General features: G+C 76.0%; 20 protein-coding genes. 15 read left to right on the top strand and 5 right to left on the bottom strand.

Going from position 1 to position 23,618, the window contains the following annotated elements; all coding sequences use genetic code 11:
• Positions 1-223: 223 nt before the first annotated feature.
• From rplU to BJ989_RS14055, 9 genes are all read left to right on the top strand, one after another.
• Complete coding sequence (gene rplU, locus BJ989_RS14095; RefSeq protein WP_179518734.1) at positions 224-532, top strand: 50S ribosomal protein L21; 309 nt, start codon at positions 224-226, stop codon at positions 530-532.
• A 56-nt stretch (positions 533-588) separates the two neighbouring features.
• Positions 589-843, top strand: coding sequence for a 50S ribosomal protein L27 (gene rpmA / locus BJ989_RS14090; RefSeq protein ID WP_179518733.1), 255 nt, complete (start codon positions 589-591; stop codon positions 841-843).
• A gap of 93 nt (positions 844-936) precedes the next feature.
• Positions 937-2,499 carry a GTPase ObgE gene (obgE, locus tag BJ989_RS14085; RefSeq protein WP_179518732.1) on the top strand — a complete coding sequence of 521 codons (1,563 nt, stop codon included), beginning with the start codon at positions 937-939 and terminating at the stop codon, positions 2,497-2,499.
• Positions 2,496-3,629, top strand: a complete 1,134-nt coding sequence (gene proB, locus BJ989_RS14080) for a glutamate 5-kinase (protein ID WP_179518731.1) — start codon at positions 2,496-2,498, stop codon at positions 3,627-3,629. Before obgE ends, proB begins: the two co-directional genes overlap by 4 nt.
• 2 nt (positions 3,630-3,631) lie before the next feature.
• Positions 3,632-4,633 carry an endonuclease/exonuclease/phosphatase family protein gene (locus BJ989_RS14075; protein ID WP_179518730.1) on the top strand — a complete coding sequence of 334 codons (1,002 nt, stop codon included), beginning with the start codon at positions 3,632-3,634 and terminating at the stop codon, positions 4,631-4,633.
• A gap of 98 nt (positions 4,634-4,731) precedes the next feature.
• Entirely contained in the window at positions 4,732-5,943 is a 1,212-nt protein-coding gene (locus BJ989_RS14070) for a cysteine desulfurase family protein (protein WP_179518729.1), read from the top strand.
• Positions 5,943-7,049: a tRNA 2-thiouridine(34) synthase MnmA gene (gene mnmA / locus BJ989_RS14065; RefSeq protein ID WP_179518728.1), complete on the top strand. Its 1,107-nt coding sequence runs from the start codon at positions 5,943-5,945 to the stop codon at positions 7,047-7,049. Before BJ989_RS14070 ends, mnmA begins: the two co-directional genes overlap by 1 nt.
• Entirely contained in the window at positions 7,046-8,086 is a 1,041-nt protein-coding gene (locus BJ989_RS14060; RefSeq protein ID WP_179518727.1) for a uroporphyrinogen decarboxylase/cobalamine-independent methonine synthase family protein, read from the top strand. The genes mnmA and BJ989_RS14060 overlap by 4 nt, the downstream gene beginning before the upstream one ends.
• Positions 8,087-8,240: 154 nt before the next feature.
• Positions 8,241-8,780: a type 1 glutamine amidotransferase domain-containing protein gene (locus BJ989_RS14055; RefSeq protein WP_343049386.1), complete on the top strand. Its 540-nt coding sequence runs from the start codon at positions 8,241-8,243 to the stop codon at positions 8,778-8,780.
• 71 nt (positions 8,781-8,851) lie between these two features.
• Here BJ989_RS14055 and BJ989_RS14050 read toward each other — a convergent pair whose 3' ends face one another.
• Positions 8,852-10,471, bottom strand: a complete 1,620-nt coding sequence (locus tag BJ989_RS14050; RefSeq protein ID WP_179518725.1) for an MFS transporter — start codon at positions 10,469-10,471, stop codon at positions 8,852-8,854.
• Positions 10,472-10,487: 16 nt separating this feature from the next.
• On the bottom strand, positions 10,488-11,114 hold the full coding sequence (locus tag BJ989_RS14045; protein ID WP_343049385.1) for a TetR/AcrR family transcriptional regulator: 627 nt from the start codon (positions 11,112-11,114) through the stop codon (positions 10,488-10,490).
• A 151-nt stretch (positions 11,115-11,265) separates the two neighbouring features.
• On the opposite strand from BJ989_RS14045, the gene ligA reads away from it, so the two are divergent.
• From ligA to BJ989_RS14015, 6 genes are all read left to right on the top strand, one after another.
• Positions 11,266-13,437 (top strand): NAD-dependent DNA ligase LigA, encoded by a 2,172-nt coding sequence (gene ligA / locus BJ989_RS14040; RefSeq protein ID WP_179518723.1) that lies wholly within the window; start codon positions 11,266-11,268, stop codon positions 13,435-13,437.
• Positions 13,438-13,538: 101 nt separating this feature from the next.
• Positions 13,539-16,226 (top strand): hypothetical protein, encoded by a 2,688-nt coding sequence (locus tag BJ989_RS14035; RefSeq protein WP_179518722.1) that lies wholly within the window; start codon positions 13,539-13,541, stop codon positions 16,224-16,226.
• Positions 16,227-16,332: 106 nt separating this feature from the next.
• The gene (gene gatC, locus BJ989_RS14030) at positions 16,333-16,701 is read left to right on the top strand and encodes an Asp-tRNA(Asn)/Glu-tRNA(Gln) amidotransferase subunit GatC (protein ID WP_179518721.1); all 369 of its coding nucleotides are present in this window, start codon (positions 16,333-16,335) and stop codon (positions 16,699-16,701) included.
• Positions 16,701-18,266, top strand: coding sequence for an Asp-tRNA(Asn)/Glu-tRNA(Gln) amidotransferase subunit GatA (gene gatA, locus BJ989_RS14025; RefSeq protein WP_179518720.1), 1,566 nt, complete (start codon positions 16,701-16,703; stop codon positions 18,264-18,266). Before gatC ends, gatA begins: the two co-directional genes overlap by 1 nt.
• Positions 18,263-19,768: an Asp-tRNA(Asn)/Glu-tRNA(Gln) amidotransferase subunit GatB gene (gene gatB, locus BJ989_RS14020; protein ID WP_179518719.1), complete on the top strand. Its 1,506-nt coding sequence runs from the start codon at positions 18,263-18,265 to the stop codon at positions 19,766-19,768. The genes gatA and gatB overlap by 4 nt, the downstream gene beginning before the upstream one ends.
• Before the next feature lie 82 nt (positions 19,769-19,850).
• Complete coding sequence (locus tag BJ989_RS14015) at positions 19,851-21,248, top strand: phospholipase D-like domain-containing protein (protein ID WP_179518718.1); 1,398 nt, start codon at positions 19,851-19,853, stop codon at positions 21,246-21,248.
• 62 nt (positions 21,249-21,310) lie between these two features.
• Here BJ989_RS14015 and BJ989_RS14010 read toward each other — a convergent pair whose 3' ends face one another.
• The 3 genes from BJ989_RS14010 to BJ989_RS14000 form a co-directional block, all read right to left on the bottom strand.
• Entirely contained in the window at positions 21,311-22,234 is a 924-nt protein-coding gene (locus BJ989_RS14010; RefSeq protein ID WP_179518717.1) for an alpha/beta fold hydrolase, read from the bottom strand.
• An 86-nt stretch (positions 22,235-22,320) separates the two neighbouring features.
• Positions 22,321-22,569 carry a hypothetical protein gene (locus BJ989_RS14005; protein WP_179518716.1) on the bottom strand — a complete coding sequence of 83 codons (249 nt, stop codon included), beginning with the start codon at positions 22,567-22,569 and terminating at the stop codon, positions 22,321-22,323.
• A 111-nt stretch (positions 22,570-22,680) separates the two neighbouring features.
• Entirely contained in the window at positions 22,681-23,562 is an 882-nt protein-coding gene (locus tag BJ989_RS14000) for an EamA family transporter (protein WP_179518715.1), read from the bottom strand.
• Positions 23,563-23,618 lie beyond the last annotated feature (56 nt).

Raw genomic sequence — 23,618 nt, 5'->3', positions numbered from 1 at the left:
CTGAGCGGCGCGGGCCGACGGCCTGGCCCGCCGCCTCCCGGTCGTTTTGCGCCGGGGGGCGCGGGTCCGTACGATGGTTCCTCGGTGTGCCCCGTGCGCACCCCTCCGAGCTCCACCCCCTCCCGACGCCGCGCGGCCGCCCGCGCCCCGCGTCGTGGTGCGTGCGGGTCCGGAGCCGGACCCCCGGACGAGCACCACCAAGCACTCGACGAAGGAGACCGCGGTGTACGCGATCGTGCGCGCAGGCGCCACCCAGCAGAAGGTTGCCGTCGGCGACGTCATCGAGATCGACAAGAACGCCACGGCGCCCGGCGAGTCGGTGACCCTGCCCGTCGTGCTCCTCGTCGACGGCGAGACGGTCACCAGCGACGCCGCGACCCTCGGCAAGGCCTCGGTCACCGCCGAGGTGCTCGGCGCCACCAAGGGCCCGAAGATCGTCATCCAGAAGTACAAGAACAAGACCGGCTACAAGAAGCGCCAGGGTCACCGCCAGCACTACACCCAGGTCAAGGTCACCGGCATCAACGCCTGAGCCTCCGGCTCGGCACCTGCGCAGACCCCCTCCGACTCGACGAAGGATCCAGACTCATGGCACACAAGAAGGGTGCGGCCTCGACCAAGAACGGTCGCGACTCCAACGCGCAGCGCCTCGGCGTCAAGCGCTTCGGCGGTCAGGTCGTCAACGCGGGCGAGATCATCGTCCGCCAGCGCGGCACGCACTTCCACCCCGGCAGCGGCGTGGGCCGCGGCGGCGACGACACCCTCTTCGCCCTCGTCGGCGGTGCCGTCGAGTTCGGCACCAAGCGCGGCCGCAAGGTCGTCAACGTCGTCCCGGGGGCGTGAGCTGACGCTCCCCCCGCACGGTCCACGGTCGAAGGGCGTCCCTGCACAGGGGCGCCCTTCGTCGCCTTCCCACCCTCCTCGAGGAGCACCCTGATGGCCCTGCCCACCTTCGTCGACCGCGTGGTCCTCCACGTCAGCGCCGGTCGCGGCGGCAACGGCGTGGCCTCGGTGCACCGCGAGAAGTTCAAGCCGCTCGGTGGACCCGACGGGGGCAACGGCGGCCCTGGCGGCTCCGTGGTGCTCCGGGTGGACCCCGGCACCACGACGCTGCTCGACTACCACCACAGCCCCAAGCGCCGTGCCGAGCACGGCGGCCACGGGGCCGGTGCGCACCGCAACGGCGGCCACGGCAAGGACCTCGTGCTCCCCGTGCCCGACGGCACGGTCGTGGCGCGTCCCGACGGCACGGTGCTGGCCGACCTGGTCGGCCCGGGCACCGAGCTCGTCGTGGCCCAGGGCGGCCGCGGCGGCCTGGGCAACGCCGCCCTCGCCTCGGCCAAGCGCAAAGCACCCGGCTTCGCGCTCCTCGGCGAGCCCGGCGAGGAGCTCGAGATCGTGCTCGAGCTGAAGGTCGTCGCCGACGTGGGGCTCGTCGGCTTCCCGAGCGCCGGCAAGTCCTCGCTCATCGCCGCGATGTCGCGGGCACGGCCCAAGATCGCCGACTACCCGTTCACGACGCTGGTGCCCAACCTCGGCGTGGTCACGGCCGGCGACACCGTCTTCACGGTCGCCGACGTGCCGGGCCTGATCGAGGGGGCCAGTGAGGGCCGGGGGCTGGGCCACCAGTTCCTGCGCCACGTCGAGCGCTGCGCCGCGCTCGTCCACGTCGTCGACACGGCGACGATCGAGCCCGGCCGCAACCCGGTCGAGGACCTCGACGTGATCGAGTCCGAGCTCTCCCGCTACGGCGGTCTCGAGGACCGGCCCCGGCTGGTCGCGCTCAACAAGGTCGACGTGCCCGACGGGCGCGACATCGCCTCCTTCGTCGTCGACGAGCTGCGCGAGCGCGGCCTGCGTGTCTTCGAGGTCTCGGCCGCCTCCGGCGAGGGGCTCAGGGCCCTCACCTTCGCGATGGCCGAGATCGTGCAGGCGGCCCGCGCCGCGGCGCCGGTGGTCGAGGCGGAGCGCATCGTGCTGAGACCGCCGTCGGTCGACGGCGGCGAGGACTTCGAGGTCGTGCTCGAGGAGGAGGGCTGGCGCGTGCGCGGCACCAAGCCCGAGCGCTGGGTGCGCCAGACCGACTTCAGCAACGACGAGGCGGTCGGCTTCCTCGCCGACCGGCTCGACCGCCTCGGCGTCGAGAAGCGGCTGCTCGAGCTCGGCGCGGTCGAGGGCGACGCCGTGCTGATCGGCCATCCCGACGACGCCGTGGTCTTCGACTTCAAGCCCGGCATGGACGCCGGTGCCGAGGTGCTGGGCCGTCGCGGCGAGGACAACCGGTTCTCCGACGAGCGCCCCGCCGCGCGCCGCCGCCGCCTCATCGACGAGGCGATGCCCGACCGCGCCGAGGGCGAGACCCGCGCCGATGTCGCGCGCCGCCTCGGCCTCACCGTCGGCGAGCAGACCGGGCGCGGCACCGGGAGTGGGCAGGGCCCCTCGTCCTACGAGATCGGCGGTGCGGACGACCCCGACTGGTCCGAGAGCGACCCGGGGTGAGCCTGCGCCCCGAGGTCACGGCGGCCCGCCGCGTCGTGGTGAAGGTGGGCTCGTCCTCGCTCACCACCGCCGCCGGCGGCATCGACCCGGCACGGGTGCGCCGCCTCGTCGACGTGCTCGCGTCGGTGCGGGCCGCCGGCGCCGAGGTCGTGCTGGTCTCCTCCGGCGCGATCGCCGCCGGCCTGGCGCCCCTCGGGCTCGCTCGGCGCCCGCGCGGGCTGGCGGCGCAGCAGGCCGCGGCCTCGGTGGGCCAGGGGCTGCTCGTGCACCGCTACACCGAGGAGCTCGCGCGCCACGGCCTCACCGCCGGGCAGGTGCTACTCACCGTCGACGACGTCACGCGGCGCGCGCACTACCGCAACGCCCACCAGACCTTCGCCACCCTGCTCGAGCTCGGGGTGCTGCCGGTCGTCAACGAGAACGACACGGTGGCGACCTCCGAGATCCGGTTCGGCGACAACGACCGCCTCGCCGCCCTCGTCGCCCACCTGGTGCACGCCGACCTCCTGGTGCTGCTCTCCGACGTCGACGGCCTCTACGACGGTCCGCCCAGCCGCCCGGGAGCGCGGCTGCTGACCGACGTGCGCTCGGAGGCCGACCTCGCGGAGGTCGCCACCGGGTCGGTGGGCGCCGCGGGCGTCGGCACCGGCGGCATGGTCACCAAGGTCGAGGCCGCCCGCATCGCCACGGGCGCCGGCATCCCGGTCGTGCTCACCTCCGCCGACCGCGCCGCGGAGGCCGTCGCCGGCGAGCCCGTCGGCACCCTCTTCCACGCCACCGGCCGACGGCGGCCGACCCGGCTGCTGTGGCTGGCCCACGCCACCGACACCCGCGGCGCGCTGCTGCTCGACGCCGGCGCGGTGCGCGCCCTCACCGAGCGGCGCGCGTCGCTGCTCGCGGCCGGGGTGACGGGGGTGCGCGGCGACTTCGTGGCCGGCGACCCGGTCGACCTGTGCGGGCCCGACGACGCGGTCGTCGGGCGGGGCCTGGTCAACTTCGACGCCGCCGAGGTGCCCCGCCTCGTGGGTCGCAGCACCACCGACCTCAAGCGCGAGCTGGGCGCGGCCTACGAGCGCGAGGTGGTCCACCGCGACGACCTGGTGCTGCTGCGGCGCGGCAGGGTCGGCTGAGCGTGCGCCCCGCCGGCGCCGCGCGGGCGGGCCGCCTGCTCCTGGGGTCGCTCGTGGTCGTCGTGCTGCTCGGCTGCCTCGGGGTCACCCTCGCCCGGGCGTCGCAGACCGGGTGGGGGCCCGCGGTCCGGGCGGCGTCGTTCGCCCCGCTCGCCCTCCCGGCGTACGCCGTGCTGGCGCTCGCCGCGCTCGTCACGGCCGCGCGACGCCGCCGCCGGCTCCGCACCCTCGCGGCGGCCGTGGTCCTGCTCGCCCTCACCGGGGTGCACGCCGCGTGGGTCGCCCCGCAGCTGGTGGGCGCGCCCGCGGTGGTGCCCGACGGCACGCCCCGGCTGCGCCTGCTCGCGCTCAACCTGCTCGGGGGCGGCGCCGACCCCCAGCGGGTGGTGACCGAGGCCGAGCGGGGCGACGCCGACGTGCTCGTGCTGAGCGAGGTCACGCCCGACGCTCTCGCCCGGCTCGACGCCGCCGGCGCGGCGTCGCGGTGGCCCCACCGGGCCGGTGAGCCGGGGGAGTGGGTGACCGGCACCGTCGTGCTCTCGCGGGTGCCGCTCGGCCCCGACCGGCCGCTGCCCACGGGCTTTGGGTCGTGGGTCGTCGACGTCCGCGCGCCCGGTGGGGACCTCACGCTGCTCGCGACCCACCCCCGCCCGCCGATCGGCGACGCCGACGCGTGGGCGGCCGACCACGCCGTCGTGCTCGACGCCGCCCGCGCCGGCGTCGACGTCGTGGCCGGCGACCTCAACGCGACGCCCGACCACGCGCCGCTGCACGACTACGCGCGGGTCGGGCTGCGCTCGGCCACCGAGCTGACCGGGGCCGGGTGGGCCCCGACCTGGCCCGCCCAGGGGCGCGTCGGGGTCGGCCCGCTGCGCGCGCCGCGACTCGTGCAGATCGACCACGTCCTGGTGGGGCCCGAGCTCGCGGTGACCGACGTGCGCCGGGTGTCGGTGCCCGGCACCGACCACAGCGGCGTGCTCGCCGCGCTGGCGCCGCGAGGCTGACTCGCCCTCGGGCGGGGCGGCGCCGCGGCTGTCCCGGCCCGTCCGCGGGCGGCCGCGTTCGTGCGTGCCGGGCGGGGCGCCGTACGCTGGTGCGCGCCATGCCAGCCGTGCCGCACGACCTGTGCACCCCCGCCGTCTACCTCGACCACGCCGCCACCACGCCGGTGCGCGCCGCGGCCGTGGCCGCGGTGACCGCCGAGCTCGGCCGGGTGGGCAACCCCAGCTCGCTGCACGCCTCGGGCCGCCGCGCGCGCCGCGTCGTGGAGGAGTCGCGCGAGGCGCTGGCCGCCGCGCTCGGCTGCCGCCCCGGCGAGGTGGTCTTCACCTCCGGCGGCACCGAGGCCGACAACCTCGCGCTCAAGGGCCTGTGGTGGGCGCGCCACGACGCCGAGCCCGCGCGTCGTCGGGTGCTCGCGCCCGCCGTCGAGCACCACGCGGTGCTCGACGCCCTCGACTGGCTCGCTGCGCACGAGGGTGCCGTGGTCGAGCTGCTGCCCGTCGACGCCGAGGGCCGCCTCGAGCTCGCGACCCTCGAGGCCTCGCTCGCACGCGATCCCGGCTCGGTCGCGCTGGTCACCTGCATGTGGGCCAACAACGAGGTCGGCACGGTGCAGCCCGTCGCCGAGGTCGCCGCGCTGGCCGCCGCCCACGGCGTGCCGGTGCACACCGACGCGGTGCAGGCCGTCGCCACCCTGCCGGTCGACTTCGCCGCAGTCGGCGTCGACACCCTCGCCGTCACCGGCCACAAGGTCGGCGGACCCGTCGGGGCGGGTGCGCTCGTGGCCCGGCGCGACCTCGACCTGGTGCCGCTCGTGCACGGCGGGGGGCAGGAGCGCGACGTGCGCTCCGGCACCCTCGACGCCGCCGCCGTCGCGGGCCTGGCGGCGGCGGTCGTCGAGACCGTGGCCGCGCGCGAGCAGGAGGCGGTGCGCCTCGCCGCCCTGCGCGACGAGCTGGTGCGCGGCGTGCAGGCCGCCGTGCCCGACGCGGTGCTCAACGGCGCCGGCGCCGAGCGGCTGGCCGGCCACGCCCACCTGTCCTTCCCCGGCTGCGAGGGCGACTCGCTGCTCATGCTGCTCGACGCCCGCGGCCTGGAGTGCTCCACCGGCTCGGCCTGCTCCGCCGGGGTGCCGCAGCCCTCCCACGTGCTGCTTGCCATGGGTCACGACGACCGCCGGGCGCGCTCGTCGCTGCGCTTCTCGCTCGGCCACAGCAGCACCGCCGCCGACGTCGCCGCGCTGGTCGCCGCGATCGGGCCGGTGGTCGAGCGGGCGCGCGCCGCCGGCGCCGTAGCCGCGGGGCGCGGCTGATGCGGGTCCTCGCGGCCATGTCCGGCGGGGTCGACTCCGCCGTCGCCGCCGCCCGCGCCGTCGACGCCGGCCACGACGTCACGGGGGTCCACCTCGCGCTCTCCCGCAACCCGGCGTCCTACCGCTCCGGCGCCCGCGGCTGCTGCACGGTCGAGGACGCAGGCGACGCCCGCCGGGCGGCCGACGTGCTGGGCATCCCCTTCTACGTCTGGGACCTCTCCGAGCGCTTCCACGCCGACGTCGTGGAGGACTTCACGGCCGAGTACGCCGCCGGCCGCACCCCCAACCCCTGCTTGCGCTGCAACGAGAAGGTGAAGTTCGCCGCGGTGCTCGACCGCGCCCTCGCCCTCGGCTTCGACGCGGTGGCCACCGGCCACTACGCCTCGCTGCGCACGGGTGCCGACGGCCGGGTGGAGCTGCACCGCGCCCTCGACCCCGGCAAGGACCAGTCCTACGTGCTGGGCGTGCTCGACCAGGCCCAGCTGCGCCATGCCCTCTTCCCGCTCGGCGACACCCCCAAGGACGAGGTGCGCCGCGAGGCCGCCGCGCGCGGGCTGCTGGTCGCCGACAAGCCCGACAGCCACGACGTCTGCTTCGTCGCCGACGGCGACACCGCCGGCTGGCTGCGCGGCGCGCTCGGCGACCGCGCCCCCCACCAGGGCGGCGACGTCGTCGACGAGGCGACCGGTGAGGTGCTCGGGCGCCACGAGGGCAGCTGGGGCTACACGATCGGGCAGCGCAAGGGCCTGCGCCTGGGGCGGCCCGCGCCCGACGGCCGGCCGCGCTACGTGCTCGACATCGAGCCGGTCACCGGCACCGTGACCGTCGGCCCCCGCGAGCGGCTCGCCGTGCACGGCCTGGTCGGCAGCCGACCTCGGTGGTGCGGCGCGCCGCCCGCCGCCGGGGAGGTGCTCGACGCGGCCGTGCAGCTGCGGGCCCACGGCGCCGAGCACCGGGCCCGCGTGCGCGCGAGCGCCGACCGGGTCGAGGTCGAGCTGCTCGACCACGCCGAGGGCATCGCGCCGGGCCAGGCCGTCGTCGTCTACGACGGCACCCGCGTCGTCGGCTCCGCCACGATCGAGACCACCCGCCGGGTGCCCGCGTGAGCGCGGACCCGGCCACCCGGGTCCCGCTCGGCACCGGCGTGGGCTCGCTGCCCGGCACCGACCAGGCGGCGTACGACGAGGGGGTGCGCGTCGTCCTCGACGAGCTGGGCGGTCACGAGCGGGGCCTGCCCTTCCTGCCCGAGGTGCCCGGCCGCGGCGTCACCGCCGCGATGACCGGCCGCGGGCTGGCCGTGCTCGCCGAGCTGGGAGCCGACCTGCAGCCCGCCGGTTGGCGGCTCACCGGCGGCGGCGCGGAGAGCAGTGGCGTCGACCACCGGCGCGCACGGTCACTCCTCGCTCAGGACCTCGACGCGCTGGAGGAGCGGGCCGAGGGGCTCACCGGCGCCTTCAAGGTGCAGGTCGCCGGGCCTTGGACGCTGGCGGCCACCGTCGAGCGGCCGCGCGGCGACAAGGTGCTCGCCGACCACGGGGCCCGCCGCGAGCTGGCACAGGCGCTCGCCGAGGGGGTCGCGACCCACGTCGCCGACCTGCGACGGCGGCTGCCCGGGGTCGAGCGGCTGGTGCTCCAGGTCGACGAGCCGGCGCTCGCCGCGGTGGCCGGCGCCCGGGTGCCGACCGCCTCCGGCTTCGGGCGCCACCGCGCCGTCGACCGCCCCGAGCTGGCCGCCGGGCTCGAGGCCGTGCTGGGCGCGGCCCGCGACGCCGGCGTCGAGCCGTGGGTCCACGCGTGCGCGCCCGACGTGCCGTGGGGCCTGGTGCGCGGCGCGGGCGCCCGCGGGCTGCTCGTCGACGCCGACGTGCTGGGCCCCGCCGACCTCGACGAGCTGGCAACGGCGCTGGAGGCCGGCGAGGTGGTCGGCCTCGGCGTGCTGCCCTCCACCGACCCGGCGCGCGACCCGGGCCACGAGCAGCCCACCGAGCGGGTGCTGCGGCTGCTCGAGGTGGTGGGGCTCGACCCCGCCGAGGTGGCCGGGTCGCTGGTGATCACGACGGGCTGCGGCCTGGCCGGTGCCTCGCCCGCCTGGGCGCGGCGCGCGCTGCTCCTCGCCCGGAGCGCCGCCGCCGGCCTCGGCTGAGCCGGCCGGGCGTCCCACCTGCGGCATGCAACGCGGTGTCCGCGTCGCTACCCCAGGGCTCGACCGCTGGGGAAGCGACCGGGACACCGCGTTGCAAGGGGGCGGCTGCGGGGTACCGACCCGGCGCACGCACGCACCCGTCGAGAGGAACCCCGTGGCCGACCTGACCGGACGCACCATCGCCATCATCGCCAGCGACTTCGTCGAGGAGGCCGAGCTGGTCACGCCCCGCGACGCCCTCCGCGAGGCCGGCGCCCGGGTCGTCGTGCACTCGGTGTCGGGCGACCCGATCCAGACCGTCGAGGGCGACACCGAGAAGAAGCAGGTCGTGGAGGTCGACGGCTCCGTCGCCGACCTCGACCCCGACACCGTCGACGCGCTCGTCGTGCCGGGCGGCACCGTCAACGCCGACCACCTGCGCACCGACGAGGACGCCCAGCAGCTGGTGCGCAGCGTCGACGAGGCGGGCAAGCCGCTCGCGGTGATCTGCCACGGGCCCTGGCTGCTGATCTCGGCCGGGCTGGCGCAGGGTCGCCGGCTCACGTCCTTCCCGAGCCTGGCCGACGACGTGCGCAACGCCGGCGGCGACTGGGCCGACGAGGAGGTCGTCGTCGACGGCAACCTCATCACCAGTCGCAACCCCGACGACCTCCCCGCCTTCGTGGAGGCGATCGAGGAGTCCCTCGCCTCCTGAGGCAGGACGGAGCCCCGGGGCGGTGCCCCGGGGCTCCGTCGCGCGCCCCCGCCCGCGCGCCGGGCGGACCGTCACACGTGGACGGCCGCCCCGTCGGGGCCGTCGGTGGCCAGCTCGGTGTGCTTGACGCGCAGCAGCGTCCACACCACGAGCGAGGCGCCCAGCATCATCACGGAGCCGAGCAGGAAGGCGTCGGTCGCGCCCTCGGCGAAGGACTGCCCGAGGATCAGCCCCTGCAGCTGCTCCGGCGAGGCGCCCGCGGGCGGGGTGGCCCCGCCGGCCGCCGCGCGGCCGGCCGCGTCGGCGAGCTCGCCGCTGCGGTCGGTGATGGTGCGGGTCGCCAGCGTCGAGAGCACGGCCAGGCCCACGGCCCCGCCGACCTGCTGCATCGTGTTGAGCACGCCGGAGCCGATGCCGGAGTCCTCGGCGCGCAGGTGGTGCACCGCGGTGAGCGTCAGCGGCACGAAGGTCGAGCCCATGCCGAGCGACATCAGCACGATGAAGGGCAGCACGTCGGTGACGTAGTCGGCCCGCACGTCGCTGACCGGGAAGCTGGTGTCGTAGGGGATGCGCGAGAAGCCGAGGAGCGCGATCGCGGCCAGCAGCGTGCCCGTGCCGGCGAGGTAGCGGGCGTCGACGCGGTTGACCAGGTTCGACGACAGCCCGGCCGCGACGACGATGCCGACGCAGAAGGGCAGGAAGGCCACGCCTGCCTCGATCGGGCTGTAGCCCATGACGACCTGGATGTAGCGGCCGAGGTAGTAGAACATCGAGAACATCGCTGCCGGCGCCAGGAACATCGCGAGGTAGGACGCCGCACGCGTGCGGTGGGCGAAGACCCGGGTCGGCAGGAGCGGGTGCGCGACGCGGCGCTCGGCGAGCAGGAAGACCGCGAGGACCGCGGCGCCGCCCAGCAGGCTGACCAGGGTGAGCGGGTCGGTCCAGCCGTCCTCGCCGGCGCGGCTGAAGCCGTAGACCAGACCGAGCAGGCCCACCGTGCCGGTGACCGCGCCCAGGAGGTCCATCTCGCCGGGGTGCGGCTCGGACTCACGCAGGAAGCGCGGCGCGAGCAGCGCGGCGCCGATGCCGATCGGGGTGTTGATCAGCAGCGTCAGGCGCCAGCCCTCGACGTCGACGCCCGCGACGGACTCGAGCCCGGTGAGCCAGCCGCCGAGCAGCAGCCCGACGGCCGCGCCCGCACCCGACATCGCGGCGTACACCGCGAAGGCGCGGTTGCGCTGCGGGCCCGCGGGGAAGGTGGTCGCGATCAGCGCCAGCGCGGCGGGGGAGGCCATCGCGGCGCCGAGGCCCTGCAGTCCGCGGGCCGCGAGCAGCAGCGGCTCGGTCGTCGCCAGCCCGCCCAGCAGCGAGGCCACGGCGAAGACGACGAGGCCGACCGTGAAGACCTTGCGTCGGCCGTAGAGGTCGCCGAGGCGTCCGCCCAGCAGCAGCAGCGAGCCGAAGGCCAGGGCGTAGCCCGTGACGACCCACGTCAGGTTGGCCTCGCTGATGGCCAGGTCGCGCTGGATGTAGGGCAGGGCGATGTTCACGATGGTGCCGTCGAGGACGACCATCAACTGGGCCACGGAGATGACGACGAGGGCCCAGCCGAGGTGGGCGGGTGCGCCGACGCTCGTGGGGCCCTCGGGGCCGGTGGCCGGCGCGGCCTCGTCGGCGGTGCGGTCGGACATGGGGCAGCCTCTCGGTTCAGGAGTGGGTACGGCGGTCGGGTCGGCGGTCGGGGTGGGCCGGGCGCAGCGCCGCGGGGAGGACCACCTGGTCCACGACGCGCTCGACCAGGGCGTCGTCGGGGAGCTCGCCCAGCACGTGGCAGCGGTGCACCAGCAGCGCCGGGAGCGTGGGGGCCAGGACGTCGAGGTCGGCGTCGTCGCGCAGCTCGCCGCGGGCCGCGGCGCGCTCGAAGACGCCCCGCAGCGCGAGGAGCTTGGCGGCGACGACCCGCTCGCGGAAGGCCGCGGCGAACTCGGGGTCGGTGGCGATCGCGGTGGCCACGCTGGCGAGGTGGCGCACGTGGGACGGCTCGGTGAAGCCTCCCGGCCCGCAGAACGCGGCGAGCAGGTCGCCGCGCAGGGTGCCGGTGTCGGAGGTCACGAGCGGCCCCCGCGCCGCGGCCAGTGCGTCGGTGACGAGTGCGGCCTTGCCTGCCCAGCGCCGGTAGAGGGTGGCCTTCGAGGCCCGGGCGCGGGTCGCGACGGCGTCCATCGTCAGCCGGTCGTAGCCGACCTCGACGAGGACGTCCAGTGCCGCGTCGAGCACCTCCTGCTCGCGGTCGCCCTCGACGCGGGGGCGGGGCTGCGGAGCCTCGGGCGTCACCGCGTGCCTCCTTCCTCGAGCGTGCCTCGATGATACGGAACGGTTTCGTTCTGTCCGTCGCCACGGTACGACCACCCCCCGCCCGGCACCAGCCCGCGTGCGCCGGCGTCGGTGTGAGGTCGGTGTCGGTGGGGCACGGCAGGATGTGCCCATGACGACCCCGCCCGAGCCCGCCGAGCCCGCCGAGCCCGAGGCCCGCGAGCGGCACCGGCAGCTCGCCGAGGAGGTCGAGGACGCCCGCTGGCGCTACTACGTGCTCGACTCGCCCACGCTCTCCGATGCCGACTTCGACGCCCGGGTGCGCGAGCTCGAGGCGCTCGAGGAGCAGCACCCCGAGCTCCGCACCCCCGACTCACCCACGCAGAAGGTCGGCGGTGCCGTCTCGACGGAGTTCACCGCCGTCGACCACCTGCAGCGCATGGAGAGCCTCGACAACGTCTTCACCGACGAGGAGCTCGCCGCGTGGCACGCCCGGCTCGCCCGCGAGGGTGCGGAGTCGCCCGCGCTGCTCTGCGAGCTGAAGGTCGACGGGCTCGCCATCAACCTGCTCTACGAGCAGGGGCGCCTGGTCCGTGCGCTCACGCGCGGCGACGGCCGCACGGGCGAGGACGTCACGCCCAACGTGCGCACCATCGACACCGTGCCGACCCGGCTGACCGGCACCGACGAGCACCCCGTGCCGCGACTCGTGGAGGTGCGCGGCGAGGTCTTCTTGCCGGTGCGGGCGTTCGAGCAGCTCAACGAGGCGATGACGGAGGCCGGCAAGCCGGTCTTCGCCAACCCCCGCAACGCCGCGGCGGGCTCGCTGCGGCAGAAGGACCCCCGGGTCACCGCGAGCCGCTCGCTCGGCATGGTGTGCCACGGGCTCGGGGCGCGCGAGGGCTTCGAGCCGACCTCGCAGTCCGCGGCGTACGACGCCCTGGCCGCCTGGGGCCTCCCGGTGTCCGACCGCGCCCGCGTCGTGCCCGACCTGGCCGGGGTGCAGGAGTTCGTCGCCCACTACGGCGAGCACCGCCACGACGTCGAGCACGAGATCGACGGCGTCGTGGTCAAGGTCGACGACGTCGCCCTGCAGCGACGGCTCGGCTCCACCAGCCGCGCCCCGCGCTGGGCCATCGCGTTCAAGTACCCCCCGGAGGAGGTCAACGCCGAGCTGCTCGCGATCGACGTCCAGGTCGGGCGCACGGGCCGGGTGTCGCCCTTCGGGCGGATGCGGCCCACGCGCGTCGCCGGCTCGACGGTCGAGAAGGCCACCTTGCACAACGCCCACGAGGTGCGGCGCAAGGACGTGCGCCCGGGGGACACGGTCGTCCTGCGCAAGGCCGGTGACGTGATCCCCGAGATCGTCGGGCCGGTGCTCGCGCTGCGGCCCGAGGGCCTGCCGGAGTGGGAGATGCCGACGACCTGCCCAGCGTGCGGGTCGACGCTCTACCAGCAGAAGGAGGGCGACCGCGACCTGCGTTGCCCCAACCACGAGGCCTGCCCCGCGCAGGCGCGGGAGCGTGTCTTCCACGTCGCGGGTCGTGGCGCCTTCGACATCGAGGGTCTCGGCTACGAGGCGGCGACCGCACTGCTCGAGGCCGGGGTCATCGACAACGAGGGCGACGTGTTCGACCTCGACGAGGAGCGGCTGCTGCGGGTGCCGATGTTCACCCGCGCGGCCAAGAAGGGCGAGGGGGAGGGGCGCGTGCTCGGCGCCAACGGGCGCCGGCTGCTCGACCACCTCGACCGGGCCAAGCAGGTGCCGCTGTGGCGGGTGCTGGTCGCGCTGTCGATCCGCCACGTCGGGCCGACGGCGGCCCGGGCGCTGGCGCAGGAGTTCGGGTCGATGGCCGCCATCCGCGCAGCGAGCGAGGAGGAGCTCGCCGCCGCCGAGGGGGTCGGCCCGACCATCGCCGCGTCGCTCACCGAGTGGTTCACCGTCGACTGGCACGCCCGCATCGTCGACGCCTGGGAGCAGGCGGGCGTGTCGATGGCCGACGAGCGCGACGCCTCCGTGCCGCGCACGCTCGAGGGCCTCACGGTCGTGGTGACCGGGTCGCTGACCGGCTTCAGCCGCGACGAGGCGAAGGAGGCGATCCTCGCGCGGGGCGGCAAGGCGGCCGGCTCGGTGTCGAAGAAGACCGACTACGTGGTGGTCGGCGAGGCCGCCGGCTCGAAGGCCGACAAGGCCGAGCAGCTGGGCGTGCCCGTCCTCGACGAGGAGGGCTTCGTGCGGCTGCTGGCGGAGGGGCCGGCCGGCGTGCTCCCCGGCGTCGAGGAGCCCACCGAGGAGCCCGCCGAGCAGCCCGGCGAGGAGCCCACCGAGGCGACTGCGGGCTGAGCGGCCCGGACCGGGACCTCCGTCCCGACCTCGCCCCCGGCCGGTCCGGAGTGGGCCGCGCACCCCCCCCGTCCGCCCGCCCGGCCTGGGACCGTCGGACCGTGTCCCGTGCCCTGCCCGGCCCGCTGCGCCGCCTGCTCCCGCTCCTCGTGAGCGCGGTGCTCCTCGCCGCGGCCTGCGCCGTGGTGGGCCTCGGCTTCCGCGCGGTGCAGGTCGCCGGACCGTCGGCGTGCCCCTCCGGGGAGTGGCTGCGCCTGCCCGGCGCGCCCCCTGCCTGCGTCCACGCCGACGTCGCCCCGCCGGGCGTCGACGTCACCGCGCACGTGCCCACCCACGTCCTCGCCGCCCGGGAGGGCGCGGGCGAGCGGGCCCACGAGGTCGCCGAGGACCTCGGCGTGCCCACCACCGCCGAGGCCGCGGTCAGCTCGCCCGAGGTCGCCTGCGACGGCGACGGCAGCGCCGGCTACCGCACCCAGGCGATGTACGTCGTGGAGTCCGACGACCCGAACCGTTACGCCGACCTCGTGGCGAGCATGCGGGTCTGGGCCGCCGGCGTCGACGACGTGGTCAACCGGTCCGCTGCCCTGACGGGCGGGGTGCGTCGGGTCCGCTACGTCAGCGAGCCGGGGACGACCGAGGGCACGTGCGTGCCGAGCGTGCTGAACGTGACCGTGCCGCCCGGGTCGCTGTCGTCCTTCGGCTCGGCCATCTCCGCGGTGCAGGCCCAGGGCCACACGGCGCCGTCGCGGAAGTACCTCGTGTGGACCGACGCCTCGGTCCTCTGCGGGGTCGCCAGCATGTACCTCGGCGACCGCGAGGACCAGGCGAACCCCAACAACGGCGCCTACCCGCAGTACGCCCGCGTGGACTCGGGGTGCTGGGGCCTCGGCAGCCTCGCCGGCCAGCACTCCGTCGAGGCGCACGAGCTGGTGCACACGCTCGGCGCGGTGTCGAGCGCCGCACCGAACGGCACCGCCGCCGGCCACTGCACCGACGAGCACGACACGATGTGCTACGCAGACGGCGCGGGGGTGACGATGCGCTTCGTCTGCCCGGCGGCGAGCGGCTACCTCCTCGACTGCGGCGGCGACGACTACTTCTCCACCTTCCCCGATCCGGGCGGCTGGCTCGACGGCCACTGGAACGCGGCCGACTCCCGCTTCCTCGTCGGCGGCGGCGACGGCACCGGGGGCGGCACGACCGGCACGCCGAGCACCCTGGGTGCGACGCTCGCGGTCAACAACCCGGCCGTGCCGGGGCTCCCGACCCAGGCGACGGTGACGCCGGTGCTGCCGAGCGGGCGCAGCCTCGCCACCGTGGTCTGGAAGGCGACCCGGCGCGACTGCACCTTCGCCTCGCCGGGCGCCGTCTCGACCGAGGTGACCTGCTCGGCGACCTCGGCCACGGCGACGACGGTCACCGCCACGGTGACCGACTCGGCCGGGTCCACCCGGTCCGTCGCCGTGCCGCTCACCTTCGCCCGGCCGACCGCGACCCGCCCGGTGACGCTCGAGCTGACCACCGCCGGTCAGCGCGTCACCGACTTCCCGACCGCCTCGGTCTGCGCGGGTGCGCCGGCCGTCGTCGTGGGCACCGTCGTCGACACCGCCTCCTCCCGGCCGGTGAAGGGCCTCGAGGTGGCCTTCCGCAAGACCACGGCCACCGGCGCCAGCAGCAGCGCCGGCACCGTCACGACCACCCACGACGGCGCCGTCGCCCGGCTGACCACCCGGGCACCGCTCACGCTGGTCGCCGCGTCCCTGGGTGCCCACGGCTTCGGCGGGGCCACGGCCCCTACCCAGGCGGTCACGGCCGGCACCTGCGCGCCGCGGCTGACCGCCTCCGCCTCGGCGGCCACCGTGTGGCACGGCGACGTGCTCACCGTCAGCGGCAGCCTCGTGCGGCAGGTCACCGGACCCGACGGTCCCGTCGACGTGCCCGTCGCCGGCGCGGTCGTGCCGGTGAGCGTCACCGGCACTACCACGTCGGCGACCGGCGTCGAGCGCGTGGTGGTGAAGCGGCTCGGCTCGGCGAAGGTGGCCCTCGACGGCTCCTGGACCCTGACCGCGAAGCCGACCACGAGCGGCGCCCTCGCGGCGGCGCTGCCCGGCTCGACGGCGTACGTCGCGGACCGGGTCGACCTCGGCCCGCTGACCGTGCGCACGCCGGTCTCGGGCCTCACGGCCGCGGTCGCCGACGGCGACGTCGGCTGGGGCACGACGTCGGTGGTCAACGGCCGCCTGACGCTCGCGCGCGACGGCGTCGTCGCGGGCCTGCCGTCGGCCACGGTGTCCGCCACGGTCACGCCGCCGGGCGGCCGGGCCGTGCGCGTCGGGAGCGGCCGCACCGCCGCCGACGGCACCTGGTCCCTGCCGGCCCTCCTCAAGGTCTCCGGCGCGCTGCGCGTGCGTTACGCCGGGGCCGCGGGCCGACCGGCGGTCGAGCAGCTCGTCGGCGACGTGGTGGCGGGCAGCTGGACCCCCGCGCTCGCCGTGATCTCCGCGCCGGCCGCGGCGACGACCGGCGCGAGCATCACGGTCACCGGCACCGTGACCCGGGCGTACGACTGCACGAGCGGACCGGCGACCGGCCTGCGGGTGCGCCTGACCTGGACGCCCAGCGGAGGCCAGGCCGCGGCCACGCTCACGAGCGCGGCGACGACGTCGAAGAGCACGGTCACCCTCCGCACGCGGGCCCCCGCGGGCGCGGGGGAGCTGCGCCTCGAGGTCGTCGGGGCTCCCGGCCACCTCGACGCCGCGTCGACCGCGCGGCCCTTCACCGGCAGCTGACGCGCGCGCACCGCCCCGCCACCCCCGCCCTCGGCCCCGGCCCTCGCCACCCGGCCGTGCCCGCCCGGGTCCGCCGGCCCCCGGCGCCGGGCCTAGGATCGGGGCCATGCCTGAGCAGCCCGAGCACGCCCCCGAGAGCGGCCCCGACCGCGGTGCCGACCGCGGCGCCGCGCCGGCCGGCGGGATCACCCGGGCGGAGGTCGCGCACCTCGCCGACCTCGCCCGGATCGACCTCTCCGACGCCGAGCTCGACCACCTCGCCCCGCAGCTGTCGGTGATCCTCGAGTCGGTCGCCTCCATCCGCGGGGTGGCCGGTGACGACGTGCCGCCGACCTCCCACCCGCTGCCGCTGACCAACGTCTTCCGCGACGACGTGGTGGTGCGGGGCCTGAGCGCCGAGGACGCCCTGGCCGGCGCCCCGGCCCACGAGCAGCAGCGCTTCGCCGTCCCGCGCATCCTGGGCGAGGAGGCCTGATGAGCACCGACCTGACCCGCCGCAGCGCTGCCGCGCTCGCCGACGCCCTGGCCGCGGGCGAGACCACCTCGGTGGCGCTCACCGAGGCCCACCTCGCACGCATCGACGCCGTCGACGGCGGCCCCGACGCGGGCGTCCACGCCTTCTTGCAGGTCGACGCCGAGGGCGCCCTGGCCGCGGCCGCCGAGTCCGACCGGCGACGCGCCGACGGCGAGGTGCGCTCGCCGCTCGACGGGGTGCCGATCGCGGTCAAGGACGTGCTCGCGACCCGCGGGCTCGCGACCACCTGCGGCTCGCGGATCCTCGAGGGCTGGCTCCCGCCCTACGACGCCACGGTGGTCACCCGCCTGCGGGAGGGCGGCCTGCCGATCCTGGGCAAGACCAACATGGACGAGTTCGCCATGGGCAGCTCGACCGAGCACTCCGCCTACGGCCCCACCCGCAACCCGTGGGACCTCGAGCGCATCCCGGGCGGCTCGGGTGGCGGTTCCGCGGCCGCGGTCGCGGCCTTCGAGGCGCCGCTCGCGCTCGGCACCGACACCGGCGGGTCGATCCGGCAGCCGGGTGCCGTCACCGGCACGGTCGGCGTGAAGCCCACCTACGGCGGTGTCTCGCGCTACGGCCTCGTGGCCATGGCCAACTCGCTCGACCAGGTCGGCCCGGTCACCCGCACGGTGCTCGACGCCGCCCTGCTCCACGAGCTGGTCGGCGGCCACGACCCGCGCGACTCCACCAGCATCGACGCCCCGTTGCCAGGCCTGGTCGAGGCCGCTCGCCAGGGCGCGGCCGGCGACCTGGCCGGCCTGCGCGTCGGCGTCATCACCGAGCTCGGCGGCGAGGGCTACCAGGCCGGCGTGCTCGCGCGCTTCCGCGACTCCCTCGACCTGCTGGTCGCCGCCGGGGCCGAGGTCGTGGAGGTGTCCTGCCCCAGCTTCGTGCACGCCCTCGCGACCTACTACCTGGTGATGCCCTGCGAGGCCTCGAGCAACCTGGCCCGCTTCGACGCGATGCGCTACGGCCTGCGGGTGCTGCCCGAGGGCGTCGAGGCGCCGAGCGCCGAGCAGGTCATGCGCGCCACCCGCGACGCCGGCTTCGGCGACGAGGTCAAGCGCCGCATCGTCATCGGCACCTACGCCCTGTCCAGCGGCTACTACGACGCCTACTACGGCCAGGCCCAGAAGGTGCGCACGCTGATCTCGCGCGACTTCGAGGCGGCCTTCGGCCAGGTCGACGTGCTGGTCAGCCCGACCTCGCCCACGACCGCCTTCCGCCTCGGCGAGAAGCTCGACGACCCGCTGGCGATGTACCTCAACGACCTCGCCACCATCCCGGCCAACCTCGCCGGCGTCCCGGGCCTGTCGCTGCCCAGCGGCCTGGCCGACGAGGACGGCCTGCCGGCCGGCTTCCAGGTGCTGGCCCCGGCCACGGCCGACGACCGGCTCTACCGCGTGGGGGCGGCCCTCGAGGCCGCGCTCGAGCAGCGCTGGGGCGGTCCGCTCCTGGCGCAGGCGCCGGCCCTCGCCGCCCAGCCCCGCACCGCCGCCCCCGAAGGAGCCCGCGCGTGAGCGCCACCGAGACCGAGCTGCTGACCTACGAGGAGGCCCTCGAGCGCTTCGACCCGGCCCTCGGCCTCGAGGTCCACGTCGAGCTCGGCACCGCCTCGAAGATGTTCTGCGGCTGCGCCACCGAGTTCGGCGCCGAGCCCAACACCCAGGTCTGCCCGACCTGTCTGGGCCTGCCGGGCTCGATGCCGGTGGTCAACGCCACCGCGGTGGAGTCGGCGATCCGCATCGGCCTGGCGCTCAACTGCGAGATCGCGGAGTGGTGCCGCTTCGCGCGGAAGAACTACTTCTACCCCGACATGCCGAAGAACTTCCAGACCTCGCAGTACGACGAGCCCATCGCCTTCGAGGGCTGGATGGACGTCACGCTGGCCGACGGGGAGTCCTTCCGGGTGGACGTCGAGCGCGCCCACATGGAGGAGGACACCGGCAAGTCGCTGCACGTCGGCGGCTCCACCGGCCGCATCCACGGCGCCGACTACTCGCTGGTCGACTACAACCGCGCGGGCATCCCGCTGATCGAGATCGTGACCAAGCCGATCGTGGGTGCGGGGGAGCGCGCTCCCGAGGTGGCCCGCGCCTACGTCGCCCAGCTGCGCGACCTCATCGTCGCCCTCGGTGTCTCCGACGCGCGGATGGACCAGGGCTCGATCCGCGCCGACGTCAACCTCTCGCTGGCCCCGAAGGGCTCCGGCGTGCTCGGCACCCGCTCGGAGACGAAGAACGTGAACTCCCTGCGCTCGGTCGAGCGCGCGGTGCGCTACGAGGTGCAGCGGCACGCCGCCGTGCTCGCCGGCGGCGGCACCGTCCTGCAGGAGACCCGCCACTGGCACGAGGACACCGGCGTGACCACGAGCGGTCGGGAGAAGTCCGACGCCGAGGACTACCGCTACTTCCCCGAGCCCGACCTCGTGCCCGTCGCACCGTCGCGTGCCTGGGTCGAGGAGCTGCGCGGCACGCTGCCCGAGAACCCCACCGAGCGCCGGGCCCGGCTGCAGGCGGCGTGGGGCTTCTCCGACCTCGACATGCGCGACACCGTCGGTGCCGGCGCCCTGGGCCTGGTGGAGGAGACGGTCGCCGCGGGGGCGTCGCCGCAGGCGGCGCGGAAGTGGTGGCTCGGCGAGCTGGCGCGGCGCGCGAACGAGACCGGCCGCGAGATCGGCGACCTCGGGGTCACGCCGGCCGACGTGGCCGCGGTGCAGGCGATGGTCCAGGCCGGCAGCCTCAACGACGGGCTGGCCCGCCAGGTCTTCGACGGCCTCGTGGCCGGTGAGGGCACGCCGGAGGAGGTGGTCGCCGCCCGCGGGCTCGCGATCGTCTCCGACGAGGGCGCCCTGACCGCGGCGGTCGACAAGGCCATCGCCGACAACCCCGACGTCGCGCAGAAGGTCCGCGACGGCAAGGTCGCGGCGGCCGGCGCGCTCATCGGCGCGGTCATGAAGGAGATGCGCGGGCAGGCCGACGCCGGGCGTGTCCGGACGCTGGTCCTGGAGAAGCTCTCCTGAGTTGTTACGGTGACGCGGGCCCACGGGTCCAGACCACCGGACCGCGGTCCGGACAGACCACGCTCGAGGGAGCAGCCGTTCCATGACCCGCCCGAAGCAGCGCCTCACGCTGCCCCGGATCGTCCGCACCACCACGCCCCGCAGCCGCGCGACCAGCTCCGTGAGCGGCGGCATCGTCACCAGCACCGTGCTCGCCCTGCTCGTCGGCCTGCTCGTCGTCGCCGGGCCCGCCGCGCCGGCGCAGGCCGACTGGTACAAGCCGCCGGTCGGCATCACCGTCAACGACCCGCTCGGCTCCAAGCGCGAGAAGCGCGCGATCAACCGCCACGTCCGCCGCAGCATCGACTCGGTCATGCGGCGGCAGAAGATCCGCATCGCCAGCTGGAACCTGCGCAACGACACCATCGTCGACTCGCTCGTCGCCGCCCACAAGCGGGGCGTCAGCGTGCGGGTGGTGGTCGACCGCGGCAACGCCAACCCCGACAACCCCAACCCCGGCGTCGACCGGCTGCGCCGGGTGCTCTCGCGGCACGGCAACGCCACCCGCGAGCCCGCGATGCGCTCGGGTGTGCGCCGCTGCGTGAGCGCCTGCCGCGGCCAGCGCGGCATCGCGCACTCGAAGTTCTTCCTCTTCAGCCAGGTCGGCCCGACCCGCTGGGTCGTCGTCAACGGCTCCGCCAACCTCACCGACCTCGCCGCCAGCCACCAGTGGAACGACGTCTTCACGACCCGCGGTCGCCGCAACGTCTACGACGAGTTCCTGCGCGTCTTCGACCAGATGTACGCCGACCGCACCCGCGCCCAGGGCTACCGCGTCCGCCAGTTCCAGGGCCTGACCACGATGTTCATGCCGTGGACCGGCAGCGGCACCGCCGGTGACCCCACGATGCGCGAGCTCGACCGGGTGCGCTGCTGGGGCGCCACCAACACCGGTGACCGGCGCACGCGCCTCAAGATCGCGATGACGTCGTGGCACGGCGAGCGCGGCGTGCGCCTGGCGCGCAAGGTGCGCCGGCTCTACGACGGCGGCTGCCAGGTGCAGATCATCTACGCCGTCATGGGCAACGAGGTCCTCCGCCTCATGCGCAACGGCCGCCGCGGCCCGATCCCCTTCCGCCAGCTCGTGCAGGACCCCGACGGCGACGGCGTCTACGACCGCTACCTCCACACCAAGGTGCTGACGATCCGCGGCCGCTACGCCGGCCAGCGCGGGGCGTTCGTCACGGTCAACGGCTCGCTGAACTGGACCCCGGTCGCCCTCGCCAGCGACGAGGCGGTGATGCGTCTGCGCAGCAAGCGCGTCCTCGAGGGCTACAACCGCTGGATCGCGGCGTGGTACGCCCGGGCCCCGCGCACGCGCTCGGTCGGCTCGGCCGTCGAGGGCCGCCGGACGACGACGTCGCTGCGCACCACGCAGGTGGCGCCGCTGGGCGCGCTCGTCGACGGCGTCGACCCCTACGCGAAGATCCAGGAGCACTGAGCCGCACCCCGACGACGCACCCGAGGTGACCGGCGGCCGCCGGTCACCTCGGGTGCGGCTGCTCAGGCCCCGGGTTCCTCGTTGCCGTCGAGGCGGGCCAGGAAGGCGAGCAGCCGGGTGTGGACCTCGCCCGGCTGCTCCAGGGGCAGGAAGTGCGAGCCCCGCAGCTCGACGTACTCCGCGTCGCGCATGCGCTCGGCGGCCGTGCGCATGTCGCGGGTGCCGGCGAGCAGGTCCCAGCGGCCGGCGACGAAGGCCGCCGGCACGTCGAGGCGGCTCAACGGCACGCGGTCGTGCTGGTGGGTGCGCAGCGCCATGTGGAAGTACCAGTCGAGCGGCGTGGTGAGGAACTCCTGCACCGCCCGGGCCGCCACCTCGGCGTCGGCGACGGGGAGCATGAAGCCGCTGTGCGACAGCGCGGCGATCGCGCGGGGGCCGACCGGCAGGCGGCGGGCGACGGGGTTGAGCACGGGTCCGGCGCGGCGGGCGAGGCGGGCGGCGTTGACGGTGACCGCCTCGTTGAGGAGCCGGGGGAGGCCGAGCGGCCCCAGCATGCTGCCGAACGTGCGACCCGGCACCCCGGCGACGGCGAAGAGGCCGCTGACGCGGTCCGGGTGGAGCAGCGCCAGCTCGAAGGCGGTGTTGACGCCCATCGACCAGCCGACCGCCGGCACGCGGTCAAGCCCGGCGTCGTCGAGCACGGCGACGGCGTCCTCGACGAAGGCGTCGATGCCGGTGTGGTCGGGGTCGGCCGGCCGCTCCGAGCCCCCGGTGCCGCGGTGCTGCCAGGAGACCACGTGGACGCCGCAGGCCGGGTCGAGCAGGGCGGGCCAGGCCCACGGGTTGGTGCCGAGGCCGTTGCACAGCAGGACGGTCGGGCCCTCGGCGCCGTTGTCCCACGCGCGCAGGCGGGTGCCGTCGGCGGAGACGACGTCGTGGAAGCGGAGGCCCGGTGCGGCGCCGGGCGCGGCCTCGGGTGCGGCCACGGGTGCAGGGTCGCGTGGAGCGGGCGCGGCAGCGGAGCGGGACGGACGAGCAGCCATGGGCGGATCATGCCGCAGCGAGGCCCCTCTCAGCGGCGGGCGTGCGCAGCGTCACCGTGCGCGTCGTGCGGCGAGGCGACCGCGGGACCGTGCAGCGAGGCGAGGTAGTCGGTCACCTCGCGCGCCTCGACGCGGCGCTGGGTCAGGGCGGTGGCCGCGACCATCGCGTTGCGGCGTGAGCCCTGCACGGACGCCTCGGACCACCGCTGGACGCGCTCCCCGGCCCACCGGAGCACGGGGCGCGGGACGCGGGGGAGGCGGCGCAGCGACGAGGTCACCCGGCGAACCTAGCCCCGTCGCAGCCGCCGCGGGAGACCCCTCTCGTCAACACTGGGTGACGAGCACGTGACGAGCTCCGGCGCCGACCGGGGCCCGGCGCGAGGGGGGCCTCACCCGCTCGCCACGACCTCCTCCGGGCCGGGGTCGGCCCGGCGCGAGCTCCGGGTCGCACCGACGCTGGCGGCCACGACGCACGCCAGGGCCAGCAGCTGCAGCGGCGTGAGCAGCTCGCGCAGCACCAGCAGCCCGGCGAGTGCCGCAGCCGCCGGCTCCAGGCTCATCAGGATGCCGAAGGTGGCCGGCCGCAGGGTGCGCAGCGCGACCATCTCGAGGCTGTAGGGCACCACCGAGCTGAGGAGACCGACGACGGCGCCGAGGAGGAGCAGCCGCGGGTCGAGCAGGTCGGCGCCGCCCGACGGGATCGCGGCCGGGGCGAGGAGCAGGGCGGCGACAACGCTGGCGAGCGCCAGGCCGTCGAGCCCCGACCACAGCCGTCCGGTGCGTGCGCTCAGCAGGATGTACGCCGCCCACGCGGCGCCCGCGAGCAGCGCCAGCGCCACGCCAGCCGCCGTGAGCGACGCCGGCTGCAGCCCGAGCAGCACCACGCCGCCCGCCGCGAGCGCGACCCACAGCAGGTCGCGCGGGCGACGGCTGCCGAGCAGCGCGACGGCGAGCGGGCCGACGAACTCCAAGGTGACCGCGATCCCGAGCGGGATGCGGGCGAAGGACTGGTAGATCGCCCAGTTCATCAGCGCCAGGCTGGCGCCGAAGGCCAGCACGACGCTCCACTCCGCCCGACCCAGCCCGCGCACGCGAGGGCGGGCGATCGCGGCGAGCACCACGGCGCTGGTCACGAGGCGCAGCCACACCAGCGCGGTGGGGGAGAGCTCGTCGAAGAGGCCCTTGGCCACCGCAGCCCCGAGCTGCACCGACGCGATGCCGACGAGCACGAGCCAGACGGCCGGGAGGCGGGGCGAGGTCGTGGCCGGCACCCCCGCAGTCTGCCTGGCTACGACGCGACCGATGACCCTGGGCGCCGTCGGTGGTC

Source organism: Nocardioides perillae, assembly GCF_013409425.1.
Lineage (GTDB): Bacteria > Actinomycetota > Actinomycetes > Propionibacteriales > Nocardioidaceae > Nocardioides > Nocardioides perillae.
This window is presented reverse-complemented; position numbering and strand designations above follow the sequence as displayed.

Excerpts from the sequence above, each read along its gene's own strand:
- rpmA (WP_179518733.1), top strand. The coding sequence starts at position 589 with ATGGCACACAAGAAGGGTGCGGCCTCGACCAAGAACGGTCGCGACTCC.
- obgE (WP_179518732.1), top strand. The coding sequence starts at position 937 with ATGGCCCTGCCCACCTTCGTCGACCGCGTGGTCCTCCACGTCAGCGCC.
- BJ989_RS14070 (WP_179518729.1), top strand. The coding sequence starts at position 4,732 with ATGCCAGCCGTGCCGCACGACCTGTGCACCCCCGCCGTCTACCTCGAC.
- mnmA (WP_179518728.1), top strand. The coding sequence starts at position 5,943 with ATGCGGGTCCTCGCGGCCATGTCCGGCGGGGTCGACTCCGCCGTCGCC.
- BJ989_RS14050 (WP_179518725.1), bottom strand. The coding sequence starts at position 10,471 with ATGTCCGACCGCACCGCCGACGAGGCCGCGCCGGCCACCGGCCCCGAG.
- ligA (WP_179518723.1), top strand. The coding sequence starts at position 11,266 with ATGACGACCCCGCCCGAGCCCGCCGAGCCCGCCGAGCCCGAGGCCCGC.
- gatC (WP_179518721.1), top strand. The coding sequence starts at position 16,333 with ATGCCTGAGCAGCCCGAGCACGCCCCCGAGAGCGGCCCCGACCGCGGT.
- gatA (WP_179518720.1), top strand. The coding sequence starts at position 16,701 with ATGAGCACCGACCTGACCCGCCGCAGCGCTGCCGCGCTCGCCGACGCC.
- BJ989_RS14015 (WP_179518718.1), top strand. The coding sequence starts at position 19,851 with ATGACCCGCCCGAAGCAGCGCCTCACGCTGCCCCGGATCGTCCGCACC.